Origin of the sequence: Bacillus sp. HMF5848, assembly GCF_003944835.1 — a bacterium.
In the GTDB taxonomy this organism is placed as follows: Bacteria; Bacillota; Bacilli; order Bacillales; family HMF5848; genus HMF5848.
Map to the genome: position 1 here is coordinate 1,874,619 of NZ_RWIV01000001.1, position 19,898 is coordinate 1,894,516.

At 37.0% G+C, this 19,898-nt stretch carries 20 protein-coding genes; 18 read left to right on the forward strand and 2 right to left on the reverse strand.

Annotation, left to right across the window (positions count from 1 at the left end; genetic code table 11):
* Window positions 1-5: 5 nt before the first annotated feature.
* The 5 genes from rsgA (at window position 6) to spoVM (ending at window position 2,821) form a co-directional block, all read left to right on the forward strand.
* Window positions 6-887: a ribosome small subunit-dependent GTPase A gene (rsgA, locus tag EJF36_RS08905; RefSeq protein WP_125905983.1), complete on the forward strand. Its 882-nt coding sequence runs from the start codon at window positions 6-8 to the stop codon at window positions 885-887.
* 3 nt (window positions 888-890) lie between these two features.
* Window positions 891-1,544: a ribulose-phosphate 3-epimerase gene (rpe, locus tag EJF36_RS08910; protein WP_125905984.1), complete on the forward strand. Its 654-nt coding sequence runs from the start codon at window positions 891-893 to the stop codon at window positions 1,542-1,544.
* A 198-nt stretch (window positions 1,545-1,742) separates the two neighbouring features.
* Complete coding sequence (locus EJF36_RS21480) at window positions 1,743-1,913, forward strand: hypothetical protein (RefSeq protein WP_185806866.1); 171 nt, start codon at window positions 1,743-1,745, stop codon at window positions 1,911-1,913.
* 49 nt (window positions 1,914-1,962) lie between these two features.
* Window positions 1,963-2,610 (forward strand): thiamine diphosphokinase, encoded by a 648-nt coding sequence (locus EJF36_RS08915; RefSeq protein ID WP_125905985.1) that lies wholly within the window; start codon window positions 1,963-1,965, stop codon window positions 2,608-2,610.
* Between the two features lie 130 nt (window positions 2,611-2,740).
* Window positions 2,741-2,821 carry a stage V sporulation protein SpoVM gene (spoVM, locus tag EJF36_RS08920; RefSeq protein WP_125908319.1) on the forward strand — a complete coding sequence of 27 codons (81 nt, stop codon included), beginning with the start codon at window positions 2,741-2,743 and terminating at the stop codon, window positions 2,819-2,821.
* A gap of 170 nt (window positions 2,822-2,991) precedes the next feature.
* On the opposite strand, the gene rpmB is transcribed toward spoVM, so the two are convergent.
* The gene (gene rpmB, locus EJF36_RS08925; protein ID WP_125905986.1) at window positions 2,992-3,180 is read right to left on the reverse strand and encodes a 50S ribosomal protein L28; all 189 of its coding nucleotides are present in this window, start codon (window positions 3,178-3,180) and stop codon (window positions 2,992-2,994) included.
* Between the two features lie 288 nt (window positions 3,181-3,468).
* On the opposite strand from rpmB, the gene EJF36_RS08930 reads away from it, so the two are divergent.
* The 13 genes from EJF36_RS08930 (at window position 3,469) to ftsY (ending at window position 18,986) form a co-directional block, all read left to right on the forward strand.
* Window positions 3,469-3,834, forward strand: a complete 366-nt coding sequence (locus EJF36_RS08930; protein WP_125905987.1) for an Asp23/Gls24 family envelope stress response protein — start codon at window positions 3,469-3,471, stop codon at window positions 3,832-3,834.
* A gap of 15 nt (window positions 3,835-3,849) precedes the next feature.
* Window positions 3,850-5,532 (forward strand): DAK2 domain-containing protein, encoded by a 1,683-nt coding sequence (locus EJF36_RS08935; protein ID WP_125905988.1) that lies wholly within the window; start codon window positions 3,850-3,852, stop codon window positions 5,530-5,532.
* A 96-nt stretch (window positions 5,533-5,628) separates the two neighbouring features.
* The gene (gene sdaAB / locus EJF36_RS08940) at window positions 5,629-6,291 is read left to right on the forward strand and encodes an L-serine ammonia-lyase, iron-sulfur-dependent subunit beta (protein ID WP_125905989.1); all 663 of its coding nucleotides are present in this window, start codon (window positions 5,629-5,631) and stop codon (window positions 6,289-6,291) included.
* Window positions 6,292-6,314: 23 nt separating this feature from the next.
* Entirely contained in the window at window positions 6,315-7,202 is an 888-nt protein-coding gene (gene sdaAA / locus EJF36_RS08945; RefSeq protein WP_260471859.1) for an L-serine ammonia-lyase, iron-sulfur-dependent, subunit alpha, read from the forward strand.
* The gene (recG, locus tag EJF36_RS08950; protein WP_260471860.1) at window positions 7,195-9,237 is read left to right on the forward strand and encodes an ATP-dependent DNA helicase RecG; all 2,043 of its coding nucleotides are present in this window, start codon (window positions 7,195-7,197) and stop codon (window positions 9,235-9,237) included. The genes sdaAA and recG overlap by 8 nt, the downstream gene beginning before the upstream one ends.
* An 81-nt stretch (window positions 9,238-9,318) precedes the next feature.
* Window positions 9,319-9,927 (forward strand): transcription factor FapR, encoded by a 609-nt coding sequence (gene fapR, locus EJF36_RS08955; protein WP_125905991.1) that lies wholly within the window; start codon window positions 9,319-9,321, stop codon window positions 9,925-9,927.
* A complete protein-coding gene (plsX, locus tag EJF36_RS08960; protein ID WP_125905992.1) occupies window positions 9,911-10,909 on the forward strand; it encodes a phosphate acyltransferase PlsX in 999 nt (332 codons plus the stop codon). Before fapR ends, plsX begins: the two co-directional genes overlap by 17 nt.
* Window positions 10,910-10,945: 36 nt before the next feature.
* Window positions 10,946-11,890 carry an ACP S-malonyltransferase gene (fabD, locus tag EJF36_RS08965; protein ID WP_260471861.1) on the forward strand — a complete coding sequence of 315 codons (945 nt, stop codon included), beginning with the start codon at window positions 10,946-10,948 and terminating at the stop codon, window positions 11,888-11,890.
* Window positions 11,890-12,630: a 3-oxoacyl-[acyl-carrier-protein] reductase gene (gene fabG, locus EJF36_RS08970; RefSeq protein ID WP_125905993.1), complete on the forward strand. Its 741-nt coding sequence runs from the start codon at window positions 11,890-11,892 to the stop codon at window positions 12,628-12,630. The genes fabD and fabG overlap by 1 nt, the downstream gene beginning before the upstream one ends.
* Before the next feature lie 81 nt (window positions 12,631-12,711).
* Complete coding sequence (gene acpP, locus EJF36_RS08975) at window positions 12,712-12,945, forward strand: acyl carrier protein (protein ID WP_125905994.1); 234 nt, start codon at window positions 12,712-12,714, stop codon at window positions 12,943-12,945.
* A gap of 68 nt (window positions 12,946-13,013) precedes the next feature.
* A complete protein-coding gene (gene rnc, locus EJF36_RS08980) occupies window positions 13,014-13,760 on the forward strand; it encodes a ribonuclease III (protein WP_125905995.1) in 747 nt (248 codons plus the stop codon).
* A gap of 236 nt (window positions 13,761-13,996) precedes the next feature.
* Window positions 13,997-17,566 carry a chromosome segregation protein SMC gene (gene smc / locus EJF36_RS08985; protein WP_125905996.1) on the forward strand — a complete coding sequence of 1,190 codons (3,570 nt, stop codon included), beginning with the start codon at window positions 13,997-13,999 and terminating at the stop codon, window positions 17,564-17,566.
* A gap of 427 nt (window positions 17,567-17,993) precedes the next feature.
* Window positions 17,994-18,986, forward strand: a complete 993-nt coding sequence (ftsY, locus tag EJF36_RS08990) for a signal recognition particle-docking protein FtsY (RefSeq protein WP_125905997.1) — start codon at window positions 17,994-17,996, stop codon at window positions 18,984-18,986.
* A 65-nt stretch (window positions 18,987-19,051) separates the two neighbouring features.
* Here ftsY and EJF36_RS08995 read toward each other — a convergent pair whose 3' ends face one another.
* Complete coding sequence (locus EJF36_RS08995) at window positions 19,052-19,792, reverse strand: tRNA lysidine(34) synthetase (RefSeq protein ID WP_125905998.1); 741 nt, start codon at window positions 19,790-19,792, stop codon at window positions 19,052-19,054.
* Between the last annotated feature and the right edge of the window lie 106 nt (window positions 19,793-19,898).

Consider the following 19,898-nt stretch of genomic DNA (forward strand, 5'->3'; position numbering starts at 1 on the left):
ATGCTTTGCCAGAAGGCAAGATTATTAAGGCATTAAGTGGCTTTTATTATGTCTATGATGAAGGAAGGGTTATTCAATGTCGCGGTCGGGGTGTATTTAGAAAGCAAAAAATAACACCACTTGTAGGTGACAATGTAGTATATCAAGCTGAAAATGACCTTGAAGGTTATATATTAGATATTGAAACAAGGAAAAATGAACTTGTACGTCCGCCTATCGCTAACGTAGACCAAGCTATACTCGTTTTTTCGGCTTCCCAACCGGACTTTAGTCCACTTTTACTTAATAGGTTCTTGGTGCTTGTAGAATACAAGCAAATTGAGCCCGTTATTTTAATTAGTAAAGCAGATTTACTAGATGAACAATCACTGGAGGAGATCGAGCAATATGTTGCTTTTTATGAGCAAGTTGGTTATCCGGTATTAGTGACGTCTGCTATTACTAATGAAGGAACATCTAAATTATTACAATATGTAAATGAAAAAGTATCTGTTATAGCAGGTCAGTCGGGAGTTGGAAAATCATCGTTGCTCAATGTTTTGAAGCCCGATTTACAGCTAAAAACGAATGAAATATCTAAATCATTAGGACGAGGAAAACATACGACGCGCCATGTGGAATTAATTGAACTCGAGGAAGGCTGGGTAGCTGATACGCCAGGTTTTAGTTCTTTAGAGTTCCAAGACATTGAAGTGGAAGAACTTTCAGACTGCTTTCCAGAGATGAGAGAAAGAAGTATTGATTGTAAGTTTAGAGGTTGCACACATGTTGCTGAACCGAAATGCGCAGTGAAAGAAGCTGTAGAAAATAATGAAATACCAGCATTTCGCTATGAACATTACAAAGAATTTTTACAAGAAATTAGAGATAGAAAGCCGAGGTATTAAGCTATGTTAAAAATTGCGCCATCCATTTTATCAGCTGATTTTGCAAGATTAGCTGATGAAATCAAGGATGTTGAATTGGGAGGAGCAGATTACATTCATATTGATGTTATGGATGGACACTTTGTTCCTAATATCACAATTGGACCCCTTATTGTTAAGGCTGTTCGTCCACTTACGAATCTTGTGCTTGATGTACATTTAATGATAGAAAATCCAGATGCCTATATCGACGAGTTTGTTCAAGCTGGCGCAGATATCATTACCGTTCATGTAGAAGCGTGTAAGCATCTACACAGAACCATTCAAAAAATAAAAAGTGCCGGAATAAAAGCAGGTGTTGTTCTTAATCCTCATACACCAGTATCGATGATAGAACACGTTCTTCAAGATATAGATATGGTATTATTAATGACTGTAAATCCAGGTTTTGGAGGGCAAAGCTTTATTGAGTCTGTGCTTCCGAAAATAAAGAAAACCCGTGAACTTGTTGATCAATTTGGTCTTAACGTTGAAATAGAAGTGGACGGAGGCGTTAATGAGGAAACGGCCAAATTGTGTGTAGATGCAGGAGCGGATGTTCTCGTAGCTGGATCAGCTATTTATAATAAAGCGGATCGTTCCAAAGCTATTTCACAAATACGTCAAGCAGCACAATAATGTGAGTAATACTAACAAATAAGTGATAATATGCTCAAGAGGACAGGTTTTTCAGTATATCACCCGTCCACTTGGGCTTTTTTGTGATAATACGAAATCCTATAGTCGTCTAGTTTAAAATCCAGATGGTTCAGGCTTTTTTATTTTGATATAAAAGGACATACTAAGTGCAAATCTTAATTAGGAGTTGTTATAATCATGGAATTGTCAAAAGATGAAAAAGCAATTGTGGAACAAGCCTTATTGTTTGCTTCATTGAATAGTAGCGACTATCAGGAGATTACCGCATACGAAACAGTGTTAAATAAATTTAAAGCTCCTAAACCACAATTAGATGGTTTTAGATATGATTATGATGATAACTTGTAAATCTATATGAATAGATTATATATGGTACAATCATTTTAGGTGATGTGAAATGAATATTTATGTAGTAGCGGGCGGCCCAGATCAAATGATGCCACCTTTAAATTTCAACGTAAATAGCAACGATGTAATAGTTGGTGTAGACCGAGGTGTGTTAAGGCTATTATTAGCAGGTTATACACCGAACGAAGCGTTTGGAGATTTCGATTCGATAACCGACGAAGAGCGTGCATACATTGATAAAAAACTAGATCATATGAATGTATTTCCATCGGAAAAGGATGAGACTGATCTAGATCTTGCTCTTAGTTGGTGTGTGAAACAAAAACCTAATGCTATCTATGTGTACGGGGCTACAGGTGGCAGAATTGATCACTTATTTGGAAACACTATGCTATTACTCAAAGGTATTGAAGCAGGTGTTCATATTGAGATGATTGATAAGCAAAATCGGCTTTCTCTCTATAAACCTGGAAAATATAACATAACTGCAGATACATCATTTAAATATATTTCATTTATTCCCTTCTCTGAAACGGTAAAGAGCTTGACGTTAGTGGGCTTTAAGTATTTATTGCAGCAAAAAACCATTCATTTTGGTTCAACTTTATGTATTAGTAATCAACTAAATAAGGATTGCGGTACTTTTTCATTTGCGTCTGGCATATTAATGATGATAAGAAGCTGTGATTTAAATTAAATAATAAAGCCCTGCTTCTTTTTAGTGTTAGGCACTCATTTTAATTCAATGAATATACTTATTAAAGAGAACCGATGCGGTTTGAGAAGAACAGCACTGATAACGGAAACTGCAGTTGAGGAGGGAAACTATGAAGTTCTACACAATCAAACTTCCTAAATTCCTTGGGGGAATTATTCGTGCAATGTTAGGTTCGTCTAGAAAGAAATAAGAAAAAGCACCGAGTTTATCTCAGGTGCTTTTTCTTTTTTTAATGTGATAATCAAATTTAGTGTGGTAATCACATATCTTGACGTCTGAAATGCCAAAAAGCGCCTCTCATCACTGTTACTAGTCATAAACTAGTCGATGAGCAGCGCTTTTTTAGCTTATCTTTATTACTTACACGCGTTCTACTTTACCTGATCTAAGTGCACGAGCAGATACATATACACGCTTTGGTTTACCATCTACTAGAATACGAACTTTTTGAAGGTTAGCGCCCCAAGTACGTTTGTTAGCGTTCATTGCGTGAGAACGAGAGTTACCAGAGCGAGTTTTTTTACCAGTAATTACACATTTACGTGCCATTATTTTCCCTCCTTACTGTATTGCAAGCATAGTGCTATTTTCTTTTTTCATCATTGAGATATTGATATCATCATTGAGATACTTATATAATTTAGCATAATCATGAGAAGAATGCAATAATAAATCAAGTAACAAACCTTGACATACAATTTTTTAATTTGTTGTATAATAAAAATAGTGCTTGTTTTATAATTAAACTATATACTTGTTCTTTTAAAACTTAGTCAGTTATAGTAAAATGAACGTTAGTCTTACGTTCTTCCAACTTACATGAAGGGGGATAAAGTAATGTCCATCCATTTAAAAAATCAATTTGGAAATATTGACATCTCCAATGATGTTATCGCTACTATAGCTGGTGGCGCTGCTGTTGACTGTTATGGAATTGTGGGAATGGCTTCAAAACACCAAATTCGTGATGGGTTAACAGATATTCTGCGTAAAGAAAATTTTAGTCGCGGTGTCATTGTGAGACAAACAGAAGAAGAAGAGATCCATATCGACATGTATATCATTGTTAGCTATGGAACGAAAATATCAGAGGTTGCACATAATGTACAAACAAAGGTGAAATATACATTAAATCAGACTTTAGGTCTTGCCGTTGATTCTGTAAACATTTATGTGCAAGGTGTTCGAGTTACGAACCCGTAGTGAGGAGGAAAGATAGTGTCTATTAAGCAACTAGACGGAAAGCGCTTTGCACAAATGGTGATTCAAGGTGCTACACATTTAGCGAATAATGCTAAATATGTTGATTCATTAAATGTTTTCCCTGTACCAGATGGAGATACTGGTACCAATATGAATTTATCTATGACTTCAGGTGCTAAAGAAGTGCGACAAAATGCAGTAGACCATATTGGAAAAGTGGGCATGTCTTTATCAAGAGGTCTATTAATGGGTGCTCGTGGGAATTCAGGCGTTATATTATCGCAATTATTTAGGGGATTCTCTAAATTTATAGAGCATAATGCTACTATTTCAAGCGTTGAGTTTGCAAATGCCTTAGAAAACGGTGTTAAAACGGCTTATAAGGCTGTTATGAAGCCTGTTGAAGGCACAATTTTAACAGTAGCCAAGGATGCTGCTAAAAAAGCTGTGGCTGTTAGTAAGACAGAGGAAGATATTATCGTCTTATTAGAGGAGACTATTAAGGAAGCAAAAGCATCTTTAAACAGAACGCCAGACCTGTTGCCAGTACTAAAAGAAGTAGGAGTAGTAGATAGTGGTGGACAAGGTCTAGTATACGTGTACGAAGGGTTTTTAGCGGAATTAAAAGGTGAACAGCTTGTGGAGTCTGACCTACCTTCTATGACAGACCTTGTAAATGCTGAACACCACAGAAGTGCTCAAAGTCATATGAACACTGAAGATATAGTCTTTGGCTACTGTACAGAATTCATGGTCAAGTTCGAAGACAAGAAACTTGCTGGAAAACCTTTTGATGAGGAAGGCTTTAGGCAGGATTTAAGTCAATATGGTGACTCATTATTAGTTATATCTGATGATGATGTTGTTAAAGTACATATTCATTCTGAGCAACCTGGTCAAGTCTTATCTTATGGACAAGAATACGGTAGCTTAATCAATATGAAAATTGAAAACATGCGAGAGCAGCATGCTGTAATTTTAAATGAACATCCTGTAACAGAATTGCCTCCTATACAAAAGCAAGCCCCTCGTAAAGAAAAAGCACCATATGCTATTATTACAGTATCAATGGGTAAAGGTATTGCTAATTTATTTAAGAGTATTGGTGCTGAATATGTAATTGAAGGTGGCCAAACAATGAATCCTAGTACGGAGGATTTTGTTAAGGCAATTGAACAAGTGTATGCAGATAAGATAATTCTTTTACCTAACAATAAAAATATTGTTATGGCAGCTGAACAAGCAGCATCAATTGTAGAGTTGGATGTAGCTGTTGTTCCATCAAAGACTGTACCACAAGGCTTAAGTGCGTTACTTAGCTTCAATCCAGCAGCTGGCTTAGATGATAACAAACAAGCTATGACAGAAGCGTTATCCCAAGTGAAAACAGGTCAAATAACTTTTGCTGTTCGTGATACAAGTATTGATGGTGTTGAAATTAATAAAGATGATTTTATGGGTATCTTTGATGGAAAGATTGTCATGTCACATAGTGACAAGCTCGAAACTGCGAAGCAACTATTAGCATCTATGATTAGTGATGATGATGAGATTGTTACTATACTGCAAGGTGAAGATGCAAGTGAAGAAGATACGGCAACTTTAACAGCGTATCTTGAAGAAAATTTCACGGATATTGAGGTTGAGATTCATAACGGTGAGCAACCATTATATGCCTATATATTTGCAGTTGAATAAGCGCTACAATAACAAATAGAAGGGTTATGGCCCTTCTATTTCGTATGTAAAGAGCTATTATATTTCTTTAAAGCGCTAAAAAGGAGACATGGTATTGTGAAATATAAAAGCGTATTTGACATAATAGGTCCCGTTATGATTGGACCGTCGAGCTCTCATACAGCAGGAGCAGCTCGTATTGGACGTGTCGCCCGCAGTTTATTCAACCGTCAGCCCAAGTGGGCTATTATATCTTTGTATGGTTCCTTTGCCAAAACGTACAAAGGCCATGGTACAGATGTGGCTATTGTTGGAGGACTGTTAGATTTTGATACATTTGACGAGCGAATTCGAACATCCTTACAACTAGCTTCAGAAAACAATATGAAGGTTACTTTTATTGAAGAGGAAGCACTAACTGACCATCCTAACACAGTAAAAGTTCATATTGGAGATGACAAAGCAGAATTATCTTTAGTTGGAATTTCCATTGGTGGAGGAAAGATTGAAATTGTCGAATTAAATGGATTCCGTCTAAAATTATCAGGTCATCATCCAGCAATCTTGGTAGAACATAACGATAGATATGGTGCAATAGCTGGTGTGGCAAATATTCTAGCTAAACATGCCATAAATATTGGTCAAATGGAAGTGTCCAGGAAAGAAAAGGGACAGCTTGCTCTTATGACGATTGAAGTGGACCAGACTATTGAAGACCATATTATTAGTGAACTTTCAACGCTACCAAATATAATACGCGTTACTAGAATTGTAGAATAAGGCGGGGAGTAGGGAGGATTTTTATGATTCGTAATGTGGCGGAATTAGTAGAATTAGCAACTAGTAAAAATATTCCAATTTCAGAGGTTATGATCCTTCAAGAAATGGAAGTAACCTCTCGAAGTCGTGAGGATATTTTTACACAGATGGATCAGCAGCTGACGATAATGGAGCAGGCAGTTGAAAAAGGCTTGCAAGGTGTTCGTTCTGTCACGGGTTTAACTGGTGGGGATGCTGTTTTACTGCAGGCTTATATTGCAAAAGGCCAATTTTTATCAGGCCATACATTATTAGATGCTGTTAGTAAAGCGGTTGCAACAAATGAAGTGAATGCAGCAATGGGTACTATATGTGCGACACCAACTGCTGGTTCAGCAGGTGTAGTACCCGGTACGCTTTTTGCTGTTAAGAATGTTTTGAATCCAACGCGAGAGCAAATGATACGCTTTTTGTTTACGGCTGGTGCCTTTGGCTATGTTGTTGCGAACAATGCTTCAATCTCAGGAGCAGCAGGTGGCTGCCAAGCTGAAGTGGGTTCTGCTAGTGGAATGGCAGCTGCATCTATTGTCGAAATGGCAGGAGGAACGCCAGGACAATGTGCTGAAGCTATGGCAATAACTTTAAAAAATATGCTAGGTTTAGTGTGTGATCCTGTTGCAGGATTAGTAGAAGTACCTTGCGTTAAACGAAATGCGATGGGAGCGGCAAATGCAATGGTAGCTGCGGATATGGCATTAGCAGGTATTACTAGTAGAATTCCTTGTGATGAAGTCATTGATGCTATGTATAAAATTGGCCAGACAATGCCGTCTGCTCTTAGAGAAACAGCACAAGGAGGGTTGGCAGCGACTCCAACGGGAAGAGAGTGGGAAGCTAAGATCTTTGGAGTTGCTCTTCAAAAAGGTGAATAAACTTTTATTACCACTAACAGAAGTAAAGGGTATAGGCGAAGACAGTGCAGCCTTATTAACTCAGATAGGTCTTGTTACAATTCGTGATTTGCTTGAGTATTACCCATTTCGTTACGAAGATTATACATTAAAAGATATTTCTGAAGTAAAGCATGGGGAACGTGTAACAATTGAGGGGAGGGTTCATAGTGAGCCTTCCTTATCGTATTATGGTCATAAAAAATCAAGGCTTATGTTTAGGCTTTTTGTTGGCAGTCACCTTGTGAGTGCTGTTTGTTTTAATCAGGCATATTTAAAAAATAAAATATCAATTAATCAAGCTGTAACAATTACAGGTAAGTGGGACCAAGGACGAGCAATGATTACTGTAAATGAATTGAGGCTCACAAACAATGTTTCGCAAGCTTTTGTACCTGTGTACTCTACAAGAGGTGATTTAACTGCAAAAGGAATTAAGCGTTTTATTTCATTAGCTTATAAACAGTATAAAGACTATATTGAAGAAACTTTACCACAGGAACTTTTACAACGGTATAAGCTATTAAATAAAAAAGATGCGATACGTGCTGTCCATTTTCCTAACACTCAGGAAGAAGTGAAGCAAGTGAGACGACGTATTGTCTATGAAGAATTCCTTTTATTTCAGCTCAAGATGCAAGCGTTGCGGAAATACGAACGGGAACAATCAAAAGGTGCTCAACATAGCTATGATGAAGATCAGCTGGATGCATTTAAAGATGCTTTACCATTTCCATTAACTAATGCACAAAATAGAGTGCTTCAAGAAATATTAAATGACATGAAATCTCCTTATCATATGTCTCGTTTATTACAAGGAGATGTGGGAAGTGGAAAAACGGTAGTTGCGGCCATTTGCATGTATGCGAGTGTGTTAAGCGGTAACCAAGGTGCTTTAATGGTACCGACGGAAATTCTAGCTGAACAACACTTTTCATCTTTAACAGATTTATTATTACCTTTTGGGATCAAACTCGCTTTATTAACGAGCTCAACTAAAACGCGTGAGCGCCGTGAAACGCTACAACAGTTAGTTTCGGGAGAAATTGATATCATAATTGGGACTCACTCACTCATACAAGATGAAGTGAACTTTAAAAACCTCGGTCTCGTCATTACAGATGAGCAGCACAGATTTGGAGTGGAACAACGACGTGTTCTTAGACAAAAAGGTGGAAACCCAGATGTTCTGTTTATGACGGCTACACCCATACCGAGAACATTAGCTATTACTGCGTTCGGAGAGATGGATGTATCTGTTATTGATGAACTGCCTGCCGGTAGAAAAAAGATAGAAACATATTGGGCAAAGCATCATATGCTCGATAGAGTTTTAAGTTTTATTGAAAAAGAGTTGACTCAAGGGAAACAAGCCTATGTTATATGCCCCCTTATTGAAGAATCAGACAAGCTAGATGTGCAAAATGCGCTTGATGTTCATGCTACGCTTACTCAGTATTATCGTGGTAAATATGAAATAGGTCTATTGCACGGTAGAATGAATTCTGCTGAAAAAGATGATGTAATGAGGCGATTTGAAAAGAACGAGGTCCACGTGTTGGTTTCAACAACGGTTGTAGAGGTAGGAGTCAACGTACCGAATGCAACTGTTATGTTAATCTATGATGCGGAACGTTTTGGCTTGGCTCAATTACATCAATTAAGAGGTCGAGTAGGACGTGGACAAGATCAATCTTATTGTATCCTATTAGCGGATCCCAAGACAGAAATCGGTCAAGAAAGAATGCGAATTATGACAGAAACAAATGATGGTTTTATTGTTTCTGAAAAAGATTTGGAACTAAGAGGTCCAGGGGACTTTTTTGGTAAAAAACAAAGTGGTGTTCCGGAATTTAAAATGGCTGATGTAGTCCATGATTATCGTGCACTTGAGACAGCACGACATGATGCTACTTTACTTATACAATCAGAAGCATTTTGGAAAGATAGCGAGTTTGAGGCACTTAGACTGGAAGTTATTCAATCGGGTGCATTAGAGGGGGAAAAATTTGATTAATATTAAACAAGGGTTGAATATTAAGAAGATAGATTATATACTACTATTAGGACCTAGTCATAATATCGGATGGTGTATGCCATGAAAAAAAGTAAGTATCAAAGACAAGCATTATTAAAGGAAACTATCGAACAAAATCCCTTTATAACAGATGAAGAACTAGCAACCCAATTCTCTGTTAGTATTCAAACTATAAGGTTAGACAGAATGGAATTATCTATACCTGAACTCCGCGAGCGTATTAAACATGTTGCAGAGCAGCAGTTAGATGAAAAGGTTCGTGCTTTACCTTTACACGAAGTAATTGGAGAAATAATTGATATTGAGCCTGATCATATGGCGATTTCAATGTTTGAAGTGCTGCCTGAACATGCTTTCAGCAGAAATCAAATTGCTCGAGGTCATCATTTATTTGCACAGGCAAATTCGTTAGCTGTGGCCGTTATAAATGACGAATTAGCTTTAACGGCAAAAGCGGTTATTCGTTTTACAAGACCTGTTAAAGTAGGCGAGAGAGTTATTGCGAAAGCCAAAGTTATGAAAGTTGAGGATCAATCCGGACGACGAACTATTGTGGAAGTCATGAGTTCTGTATCAGGAGAACAAGTATTTTCTGGTGAATTTGAAATGTACCGTAGTTCGCAGCAAATCGGAAAGAAAGAAGGAGCTAATATTGAGGATAGCGATTGATGCCATGGGTGGAGACCATGCGCCAGATGCAGTTGTTACTGGTGCATTAAAGATTTTAACTACAACATCTGACATTGAAATCATTTTAGTTGGAGACGAAACAAAAATCACGCCCCTTTTAGCTGGGAAAGATACGAGTAAAATTAGCGTAATACATACTACAGAAGTAATAGAAAATGACGACGAACCAGTACGAGCAGTGAAAAGAAAAAAGAACGCATCAATGGTCATTATGGCAAATGAGGTGAAAGAGGGAAGAGCAGATGCTTGTGTGTCAGCAGGTAATACAGGAGCATTAATGGCTTGTGGCTTATTTGTTGTTGGGAGAATTGCTGGAATTGAACGCCCTGCTCTTGCACCAACCTTACCTACTATAGACGGTACGGGATTTGTATTTTTAGATGTTGGTGCTAACGCAGATGCAAAGCCTTTGCATCTAATGCATTACGCTATTATGGGTTCGTTGTATAGTGCTAACGTTCGTGGTATTTCTAACCCACGTGTTGGATTGTTAAATATCGGAACGGAAGAAAAAAAAGGTAATGAGCTGACAAGGCAAACATATGAGTTGCTAAAAGGAACACGTAATATTCAATTTATCGGTAATGTTGAATCTAGAGATTTACTAGAAGGTGTGGCTGATGTTGTTGTAACAGATGGGTTTACAGGTAACATTGCGCTAAAAACAATTGAAGGTACTGCCATGAGTGTATTCAAAATGTTGAAAGGTGCCTTAACAGCAAACACAAAAAGTAAACTAGCTGCTGCTGTTTTAAAACCACAATTAACAGGAATTAAGAAAAAGATGGATTATAGTGAATATGGTGGAGCAGCCTTGTTTGGTTTGCAAGCACCTGTAGTAAAAGCACATGGATCCTCTGATGATAATGCCATATATCATGCTATTATGCAGGCTAGTAATATGGTTAAAAACGACGTATGTCCAATGATTACAAAAGCAATTCAAGAGCTTGATATTTAGTTGAGAGATTTTAAAAAATAAGGGGGTTAGAGTGAAGTGAAAGCTGCATTTATCTTTCCTGGGCAAGGAGCACAAGTCGTTGGAATGGGACAGGATATTTATGATAACTTCCCCGAAGCGGCATCAGTTTTTTTAAAAGCAAACGATCGTCTGGGATTTGATTTGCAATCTATTATTTTCTCAGGACCACAAGAGTCGTTAACATTAACATATCATGCACAACCAGCACTTGTAACCACAAGTGTTGCAATTTTAGAAACCTTTAAAAATATTGGGATCACCCCTAGCTATACAGCTGGTCACAGCTTGGGAGAATATAGTGCTCTTGTGGCAGCGGGGGCACTATCTTTTGAGGATGCGGTGTACGCTGTTCATAAACGAGGGCAATTTATGGAGCAAGCTGTTCCTGCTGGATTAGGTACAATGGCTGCAGTGCTTGGACTTGATATAGATACTCTGCAACAAGTAACGAATGAAGCTTCACAAAAAGGTGAAGTAGTACAGCCAGCAAATATAAATTGTCCCGGGCAAATAGTCATCTCCGGGAATAGAGAGGCTGTTACTCTTGCGGGTAATCTTGCAAAGGAAAAAGGAGCTAAACGTGTTATACCTTTAGATGTCAGTGGACCATTTCACTCCTCTCTTATGCAACCGGCTGCTGAGATGTTGAGTCGGGTGCTGTCTGAAGATATACAAATAAGGGATGCTTCTATCCCTGTCATTGCAAATGCTACTGCAAAACCAATACAAAAGGCTGAAGATATACATACGAATTTAGTAAACCAACTATCTTCACCTGTTCTTTGGGAAGATAGTGTTTACACTATGCTAGAAGATGGCGTTGATACCTTTATAGAAATTGGACCAGGAAAGGTATTATCAGGTTTGGTAAAAAAAATTAATAGAAGAGTCACGACTTACGCTGTGTATGATATACAGTCTTTGCAAGAGGTTACAGCAAAGCTTAAGGAGGCGTTATAATGCTGTCAGAAAAGGTTGCTTTAGTAACAGGTGCATCTCGTGGTATTGGCCGTGCTATTGCTATCGAATTGGCTAAGCAAGGTGCAAACGTAGTTGTAAACTACGCCGGTAGTGAAGCTAAAGCACATCAAGTTGCTGAAGAAATTCGTGCAATGGGACGAAAAGCGTTGGTTTTGCAAGCTGATGTTTCAGATGCAGAACAAGTCGAAAAAATGATGAAAGAAACAGTACAACAATTCGGGAAGCTTGATATACTAGTCAATAATGCTGGTATAACGAAGGATAATCTATTGATGAGAATGAAAGAAGATGAATGGGACCAAGTGTTAAATATCAATCTAAAAGGTGTGTTCCATTGTACAAAAGCAGTGACTCGTCAAATGATGAAGCAACGATCTGGAAGAATTATTAACATAACTTCTATCGTTGGTGTTGTTGGTAATCCAGGACAAGCGAATTATGTTGCTGCTAAAGCAGGTGTTATTGGATTAACAAAAACAACTGCAAAGGAATTAGCAAGTCGTAATATCACTGTTAATGCTGTTGCCCCTGGGTTTATTACTACTGACATGACTGATGAGTTATCAGAGGATGTAAAAACTCAAATGCTCAATACAATACCGCTTGCAAAATTTGGTGAGGCAGAGGATATAGCTGCGACAGTATGCTTCTTGGCATCAAATCGAGCAAAATATATTACTGGTCAAACGATCCATGTTGATGGTGGTATGGTTATGTAACACATTATTTTCGGAAAATTATATGTAAAGTAGTAATTTTTACGGAGATACTCTATAATGTTTTGGAGGGAGGTGAAGGTGATGGCAGAAGTATTAGAACGCGTAACGAAAATTATCGTTGATCGTCTTGGTGTTGATGAGTCAGAGGTTAAAGAAGAAGCTAAATTCAAAGAAGACCTTGGCGCAGATTCCCTTGATGTGGTAGAGCTAGTAATGGAATTAGAAGATGAGTTCGATATGGAAATCTCGGACGATGATGCAGAAAAAATCGTAACAGTTGGCGACGCTGTTAACTACATAAAGGCTAATCTCTAGTTTTTCACGGATGCGTACAATGTACGCATCCTTAAAATTAATGAAGTTACTTGGAGGCTTTTTATCTCATGCCTAAAAAAGTTCGAACAAAAGAAAGACGTTTTCCAGAAAAGACACCTGAAAAGTTCATAAAATTTCAGGAAAGAATAGAAATATCATTTCATGATGAAAAACTTTTAATGCAAGCGTTTACCCATTCATCGTATGTGAATGAGCATCGTCGTAAGCCTAATGAGGATAACGAGAGATTAGAATTTTTAGGAGATGCAGTGTTAGAGCTAACGATTTCACAGTTTTTGTTTAATAAATATCCAACAATGAGTGAGGGACAGTTAACAAAATTACGTGCGAGTATTGTATGTGAGCCATCACTTGTTGCTTTTGCTAACCAGCTATCATTTGGCGACTTAGTTCTTTTAGGGAAAGGCGAAGAACTGACAGGTGGTCGTGAACGACCTGCTTTATTAGCTGATGTGTTTGAAGCGTTTATAGGTGCGCTTTTTCTAGACAAAGGATTGGATACTGTGGTTTCGTTTTTACAAAAATATGTGTTTCCGAAAATTAATGAAGGTGCTTTTTCTCATGTGATGGATTTTAAAAGTCAACTTCAAGAAATTGTACAGCGAGACAATAGTGGAATCCTAGAATACAAGGTTTTACAAGAAAAAGGTCCAGCTCACAATAGAGAGTTTGTCTCTAGAGTCTCTTTAAATGGCATTGAGCTTGGAACCGGTAGTGGGCGATCAAAAAAAGAAGCAGAGCAAAAAGCTGCTCAAGCTGCATTAGAAAAACTAAAGTTAGATTCAAAACAATAAATAGTATATTACAAAAATCCTCCTAAGAAGGAGGTTTTTGTCTGTTTAATGGTACAAATATTATCATTTATCTTTGAAAGTTAAAGACTGTTATTGCTAATTTGTATGTAATACACTCATTAATTTTCATATGTTAGGCTTTATCAAAGTTTTTTTAGCTTATGTGATTTTTGAAGCTAGAATGGTATGGTAAAATAAATTGATTAATTACTTTTAATGAAACAAGGGGAGATAAGATGTTCCTCAAGAGGTTAGATATTGTAGGGTTTAAATCTTTTGCAGAAAGAGTTTCTATAGATTTTGTATCAGGAGTAACGGCGGTTGTTGGTCCAAATGGATCTGGAAAGAGTAACATCACAGATTCTATTCGTTGGGTGTTAGGTGAGCAATCAGCAAAGTCATTACGTGGCGCAAAGATGGAAGATATAATTTTTGCGGGGAGTGATTCCCGAAAAGCACTAAATGTAGCTGAAGTGACATTGACTCTTGATAACGAAGATCATTTTTTACCAATAGATTATCACGAAGTCAGTGTAACTCGTTGTGTATATCGTTCTGGTGATAGTGAATTTTTTATAAATAAACAAGCTTGTCGTTTAAAAGACATTATTGATTTATTTATGGATTCAGGTCTTGGCAGAGAAGCTTTTTCTATCATAAGCCAAGGGAAAGTAGAAGAGATTTTAAGTAGTAAGGCAGAAGAACGACGGACTATTTTTGAAGAAGCAGCAGGCGTGTTGAAGTATAAAACTAGAAAGAAAAAAGCTGAGTATAAGCTAGCAGAAACACAAGAAAACTTAAATAGAGTCACAGACATTTTGTATGAACTTGAACAGCAAATTGAGCCTCTCCAAGTTCAGTCATCTATTGCCAAAGATTATTTGCAGCAAAAGGAAGAACTGGAGAAAAGTGAAGTATCTTTGATGGTTCATGACATTGAAGAAAGATACGAAAAATGGGAGCAACTAAAAGAGTCTTATGAAAAAACAAGTGATCTTGAACTAGCGTCTGCTACAGAGTTGCAAAAGCATGAGGCAAATCTTACAGAAAAACGTGAGCAGCTTCAGGCGCTTGATGAATCAATTGAAGATTTACAGCAGGTGTTACTTTTAACAAGTGAGGAACTCGAGAAACTTGAAGGTCGTAAAGAGGTATTAAAAGAACGAAAGAAAAATACTGAGCAAAATAAGCAGCAATTAATAGATCAGGCGGCTGAACTTACGAAGAGAAAAAGTGAACTTCAAGAAGCTGTTCAGCAAGAGACAGTTAAGAAAGCAGATTTAGTTAACGAACTAGATATAGTAAAAGCTGATTTAGACGAAAAAGATAAACTTGTTCAAACCTATAGTGAAAATATTGAGGAAGAAATTGAACAGCTAAAAAGTGACTATATTGAGCTTTTAAATGAACAGGCGACACAACGAAATGAACAGTCTCATATTAGCTCACAATTAAAACAGCATGAAACCAAGTCTACTCGTTTACTAGAAAACAATAAAAAATATGTTGAGCAACGCATTGATATTGAAACAAGAAAAGATCAACTACATGCTAATTTAGCAATAACTCAAAAAGAACTTAATGATCAAATTGTACAGTTTCGTGAACAACAAAGACACATCGAACAGTTAAAAGGGCAGTACCAGAAGAAAGAATCACTATTATATCAAGCTTATCAATATTTACAGCAAGTGAAATCTCGTAAAACGGCACTAGAAGAAATGCAAGATGATTATGCGGGTTTTTATCAAGGAGTAAAAGAAGTATTAAAGGCTAAAGAAACTCATTTAACAGGTGTTGAAGGCGCCGTTGCAGAAGTTATACAAGTACCAAAGGTGTATGAAACGGCAATTGAGATTGCACTTGGACCTGCGATGCAACACGTTGTAGTCGCTACTGAACATGATGCAAGACAAGCTATTCAATATTTAAAACAACACTCCTTTGGTCGCGCTACTTTTCTACCGTTAACAGTCATTAAAGAGAGAGTATTATCTTCCTCTGACGTAGTAAGAATGTCTAGTCATCCCGCTTTCGTCGGGGTAGCAGCAGATATCATTACTTGTGATGAAAAGTATCGAAAAGTCGTCTCAAACCTACTTGGTACGGTTGTTATTACAAAGGATTTAAAAGGAGCAAATGAACTAGCTAAGCTTGTTAATCATCGCTGTCGTTTTGTAACAGTTGAAGGAGACGTTGTAAACCCTGGTGGATCAATGACTGGCGGGGCGGTTAAGCAAAAAGGTACATCATTATTAAGTAGGAATCGAGAACTTGAAGAGATTCAAAATAAGCTTTCAGATATGGAAGGCAAGACTAAAGAGTTAGAAGTAGAGGTAAAACAGGTAAAATTAAAAATTACTACCTCGGAAGAAAATCTTGACAATTTACGTCAAACAGGTGAAAAATTACGACTGTCAGAACAGGCTGTCCGCAGTGATATTAAACAGATAGAGATGGAAGAAAAAAATGTAAATGAGCAGTTATCAATTTATGATAGTGAGCAAGCTAACCTAACTGCTGATAAGTACCAACTCAGTGAGAGGTATAAAGAACTCGTATCTTCTTTAGAAGGTAAGGCGGAAGAAATACGGCTACTCGATAAAAAAATAAAACAGTTAACCGAACAAAAGCAGCAAAATCAAACCAGTAAAGAAGCATTACAAGCAGAGCTAACCGAACTGAAAGTGTTTCATGCTGAGAAAAAGCAACAGTTCGCCAATGTTACTACTACTTTATCAAGACTAACAGAAGAATTAACAGCTACTAGTAAAAAGTTAACGTATATAAATGAAGACCTAGATTTATTGAAATCAGGTATGTACACAGACGAGAATGACGTGGAAAAACTTCAAGAGGCAGCTTCCGATAAGCAGGCTGAGAAAAATAACGTAATTCAATTGATATCCGTTCGTCGTGAAGAACGATTAAACCTTCAGGCTACCATTGAACATAAAGAACAAGAATTAAAGGAGCTTAAAAGGCAAGTAAAACAGTTCAATGACGTTTTAAAAGACTATGAGGTTAAAATAAACCGTCTAGACGTTGAACTTGATAACCTGTTACATCATTTGCGGGAAGAGTACATGATGTCATTTGAGGCGGCAAAAGAGGCTTATCCTCTTCAAATTGAAGTTTCCGAAGCACGAAAAAGGGTTAAGCTTATCAAGTTAGCAATTGAGGAGCTTGGAACCGTAAATCTTGGTGCCATTGATGAATATGAACGAGTGTCCGAAAGATTTGAATTCCTAACTGAACAAAAGGATGATTTAATTACTGCTAAAGAAACTTTATTTAAAGTAATTGGTGAAATGGATGATGAAATGAATAAACGCTTTGAAGAGACTTTCGTAGCAATTAAATCTCATTTTGAATCTGTATTTCAGGCTTTGTTTGGTGGAGGAAGAGCTGATTTAGTCCTTACTGATCCGCAAGATTTGCTCCATACGGGTGTTGAAATTGTTGCACAACCACCAGGGAAAAAGCTACAAAATTTAGGTTTACTATCAGGGGGAGAACGAGCACTGACGGCCATTGCATTATTGTTTTCTATCCTAAAGGTACGCCCTGTTCCTTTCTGTGTACTTGATGAAGTTGAAGCAGCTCTTGATGAAGCAAACGTACAGAGATTTGCACAATATTTACGTAAATTTAGCAAAGAAACACAGTTTATTGTTATCACACATCGAAAAGGTACGATGGAGGGAGCGGATGTATTGTATGGTGTAACTATGCAAGAGTCTGGTGTCTCTAAGCTAGTATCAGTTAGATTAGAAGAACAAAAGGCATTAATACATGAAGGTTAGTTTGTAAGGCATTTATTTCATGTAAATTCGCTAAGGTATTGTGTTGAAGCTTAATATTAACAAAATTACACATCATATTAGAGACTATTATAGCCCTACTTTATGTGTGTCTAATTTTAAGTCTGCATTAAGCTCTTAGTTACTTTAAGACTTGTAGGATTATTACTCTTACTCTGTTGATTCGCTAAGTATAATGTATACTAAAATACTCTTGGGAAGCTGTATGTATAGGTACTACATTTTTGATTCGGATAGGAGAGAATAAAATTTTGAATGTAGTGTCTCGTCCCATGTTTTAGTTAGTCCATTGTCGGCGTGCCTCTCACTCGATATAAAGGACTGAGGAGATGACGACGCTGTCTTCTTTATCCTCTAATGCAGTGCCTTGCACTTATCTTATTGAATCTATAAAGAAAGGATATAAAAAATGAATTTTTTTAAAAAGCTTAAAGAAAAAATTACACAGCAAACAGACTCAGTAACTGAAAAATTTAAAGAAGGTTTAACTAAAACACGTGATAATTTCTCTGAGAAGGTCAACGATTTAGTAGCAAGATATCGTAAGGTTGATGAGGATTTCTTTGAAGAGCTTGAGGAGATCTTAATTGGTGCCGATGTTGGTGTAGCAACAGTAATGGATTTAATTGATGAGTTGAAAACAGAAGTAAAACGACGTAATATTCAAGACACAAAGGAAGTACAAGCCGTTATTTCTGAAAAGCTTGTTGAAATTTACAAAGATTCTAGTGAAACTAACGATAATACTGCTTTAAATATTCAGGATAATGATCTTACTGTTATTTTATTCGTAGGTGTTAATGGGGTTGGAAAAACAACAACTATTGGAAAACTCGCTCACAAGTTTAAATCAGAAGGGAAAAATGTATTATTAGCAGCAGGAGATACGTTCCGTGCAGGTGCAATTGAACAGTTAGAGGTATGGGGACAACGTGTCGGTGTGGACGTAATTAAGCAGTCAGCAGGATCAGACCCTGCTGCTGTAATGTATGATGCGGTTCAAGCAGCAAAGTCGCGTAAAGCAGATATATTACTGTGTGATACAGCAGGTCGCCTTCAAAATAAAGTAAACTTGATGAAAGAACTGGAAAAAGTAAAAAAAGTGATTGAACGTGAAATTCCTGGTGCACCTCATGAAGTACTGTTAGTTTTAGACGCAACAACGGGTCAAAATGCCATGAGTCAAGCAAAGCAATTCTCTGAAGCGACAGATGTATCGGGTATAGTTTTAACAAAGCTAGATGGTACTGCAAAGGGTGGTATTGTCCTTGCGATTCGAAACGAGTTACATATACCGGTTAAACTTGTTGGACTTGGAGAAAAAATGGAGGATTTACAAGAGTTTAGTGCTGAACAATATGTATATGGTCTATTTGCAAATTTAATTGATGAACAAGAATAAATTGAGGCTGTCCTTTGTAAATAGAAGGACAGCCAATTTTTAATTTGTAAGTAAAACTTGAAGGTTTATTTGTTAAGCCAAAATTTATCCATGTCAACTTCGCTTACGGCATTTATAAATTTGTGACGTATGTCAGGATAATTTTGAGCTAATTGATTTATCAATTGCTTTATTTCTTCACGTTTAGTTTGCTTATCAGCTGGACAAGGATTATAAATGATTGGGATTTTTTTAGCAATAACAAATTGTTGGATGTGTTTTTCTTCAATGGTAATCAACGGTCTTATAATTGCTAATTGTGTGCGATCTAAATAAGATAATGGCTTAAAAGTACCAAACCGTCCTTGGTACAGAAAATTCAAGAAAAAGGTCTCAATGGCATCATCTAAGTGATGCCCATAGGCGACTTTATTGCAATTTAAAGCGTTAGCTTCTTCATATAAAATCCCATGTCTTAATTTGGCGCATAAAGAACAAGGGTTTTTTTCTTGGCGATAGTCAAATACAACCTTACTTATATCTGTTGGGACAATATGTAGTGAATGTCCTAACCGCTCTACGAATTGAATGAGTGGTTCAATCTCCATGTTCTTAAAACCTAAGCTTAGAGATATGGGAACTATTTCGAATGTGGTAGGACCAAACCATTGTAATTTCGTAAGTAAATAAAGCAAGGTTGAACTATCTTTACCACCAGATAATCCTACTGCAATACGGTCACCGTCCGAAATAAGTTCATAATCACGTATTATTTGCTTCATTGGTTTTAATAGTCTTTGTGTTTCGTTATTAGATAAACGCTCCATGGCTATCTCCTTTTTAATACATATGAGTATTTTCTGGTTGAAGTTTTTACTGTGGATTTATTTTAATGCTATCTGTAATTTTAGCAGGAAACAATTATCATAGTGT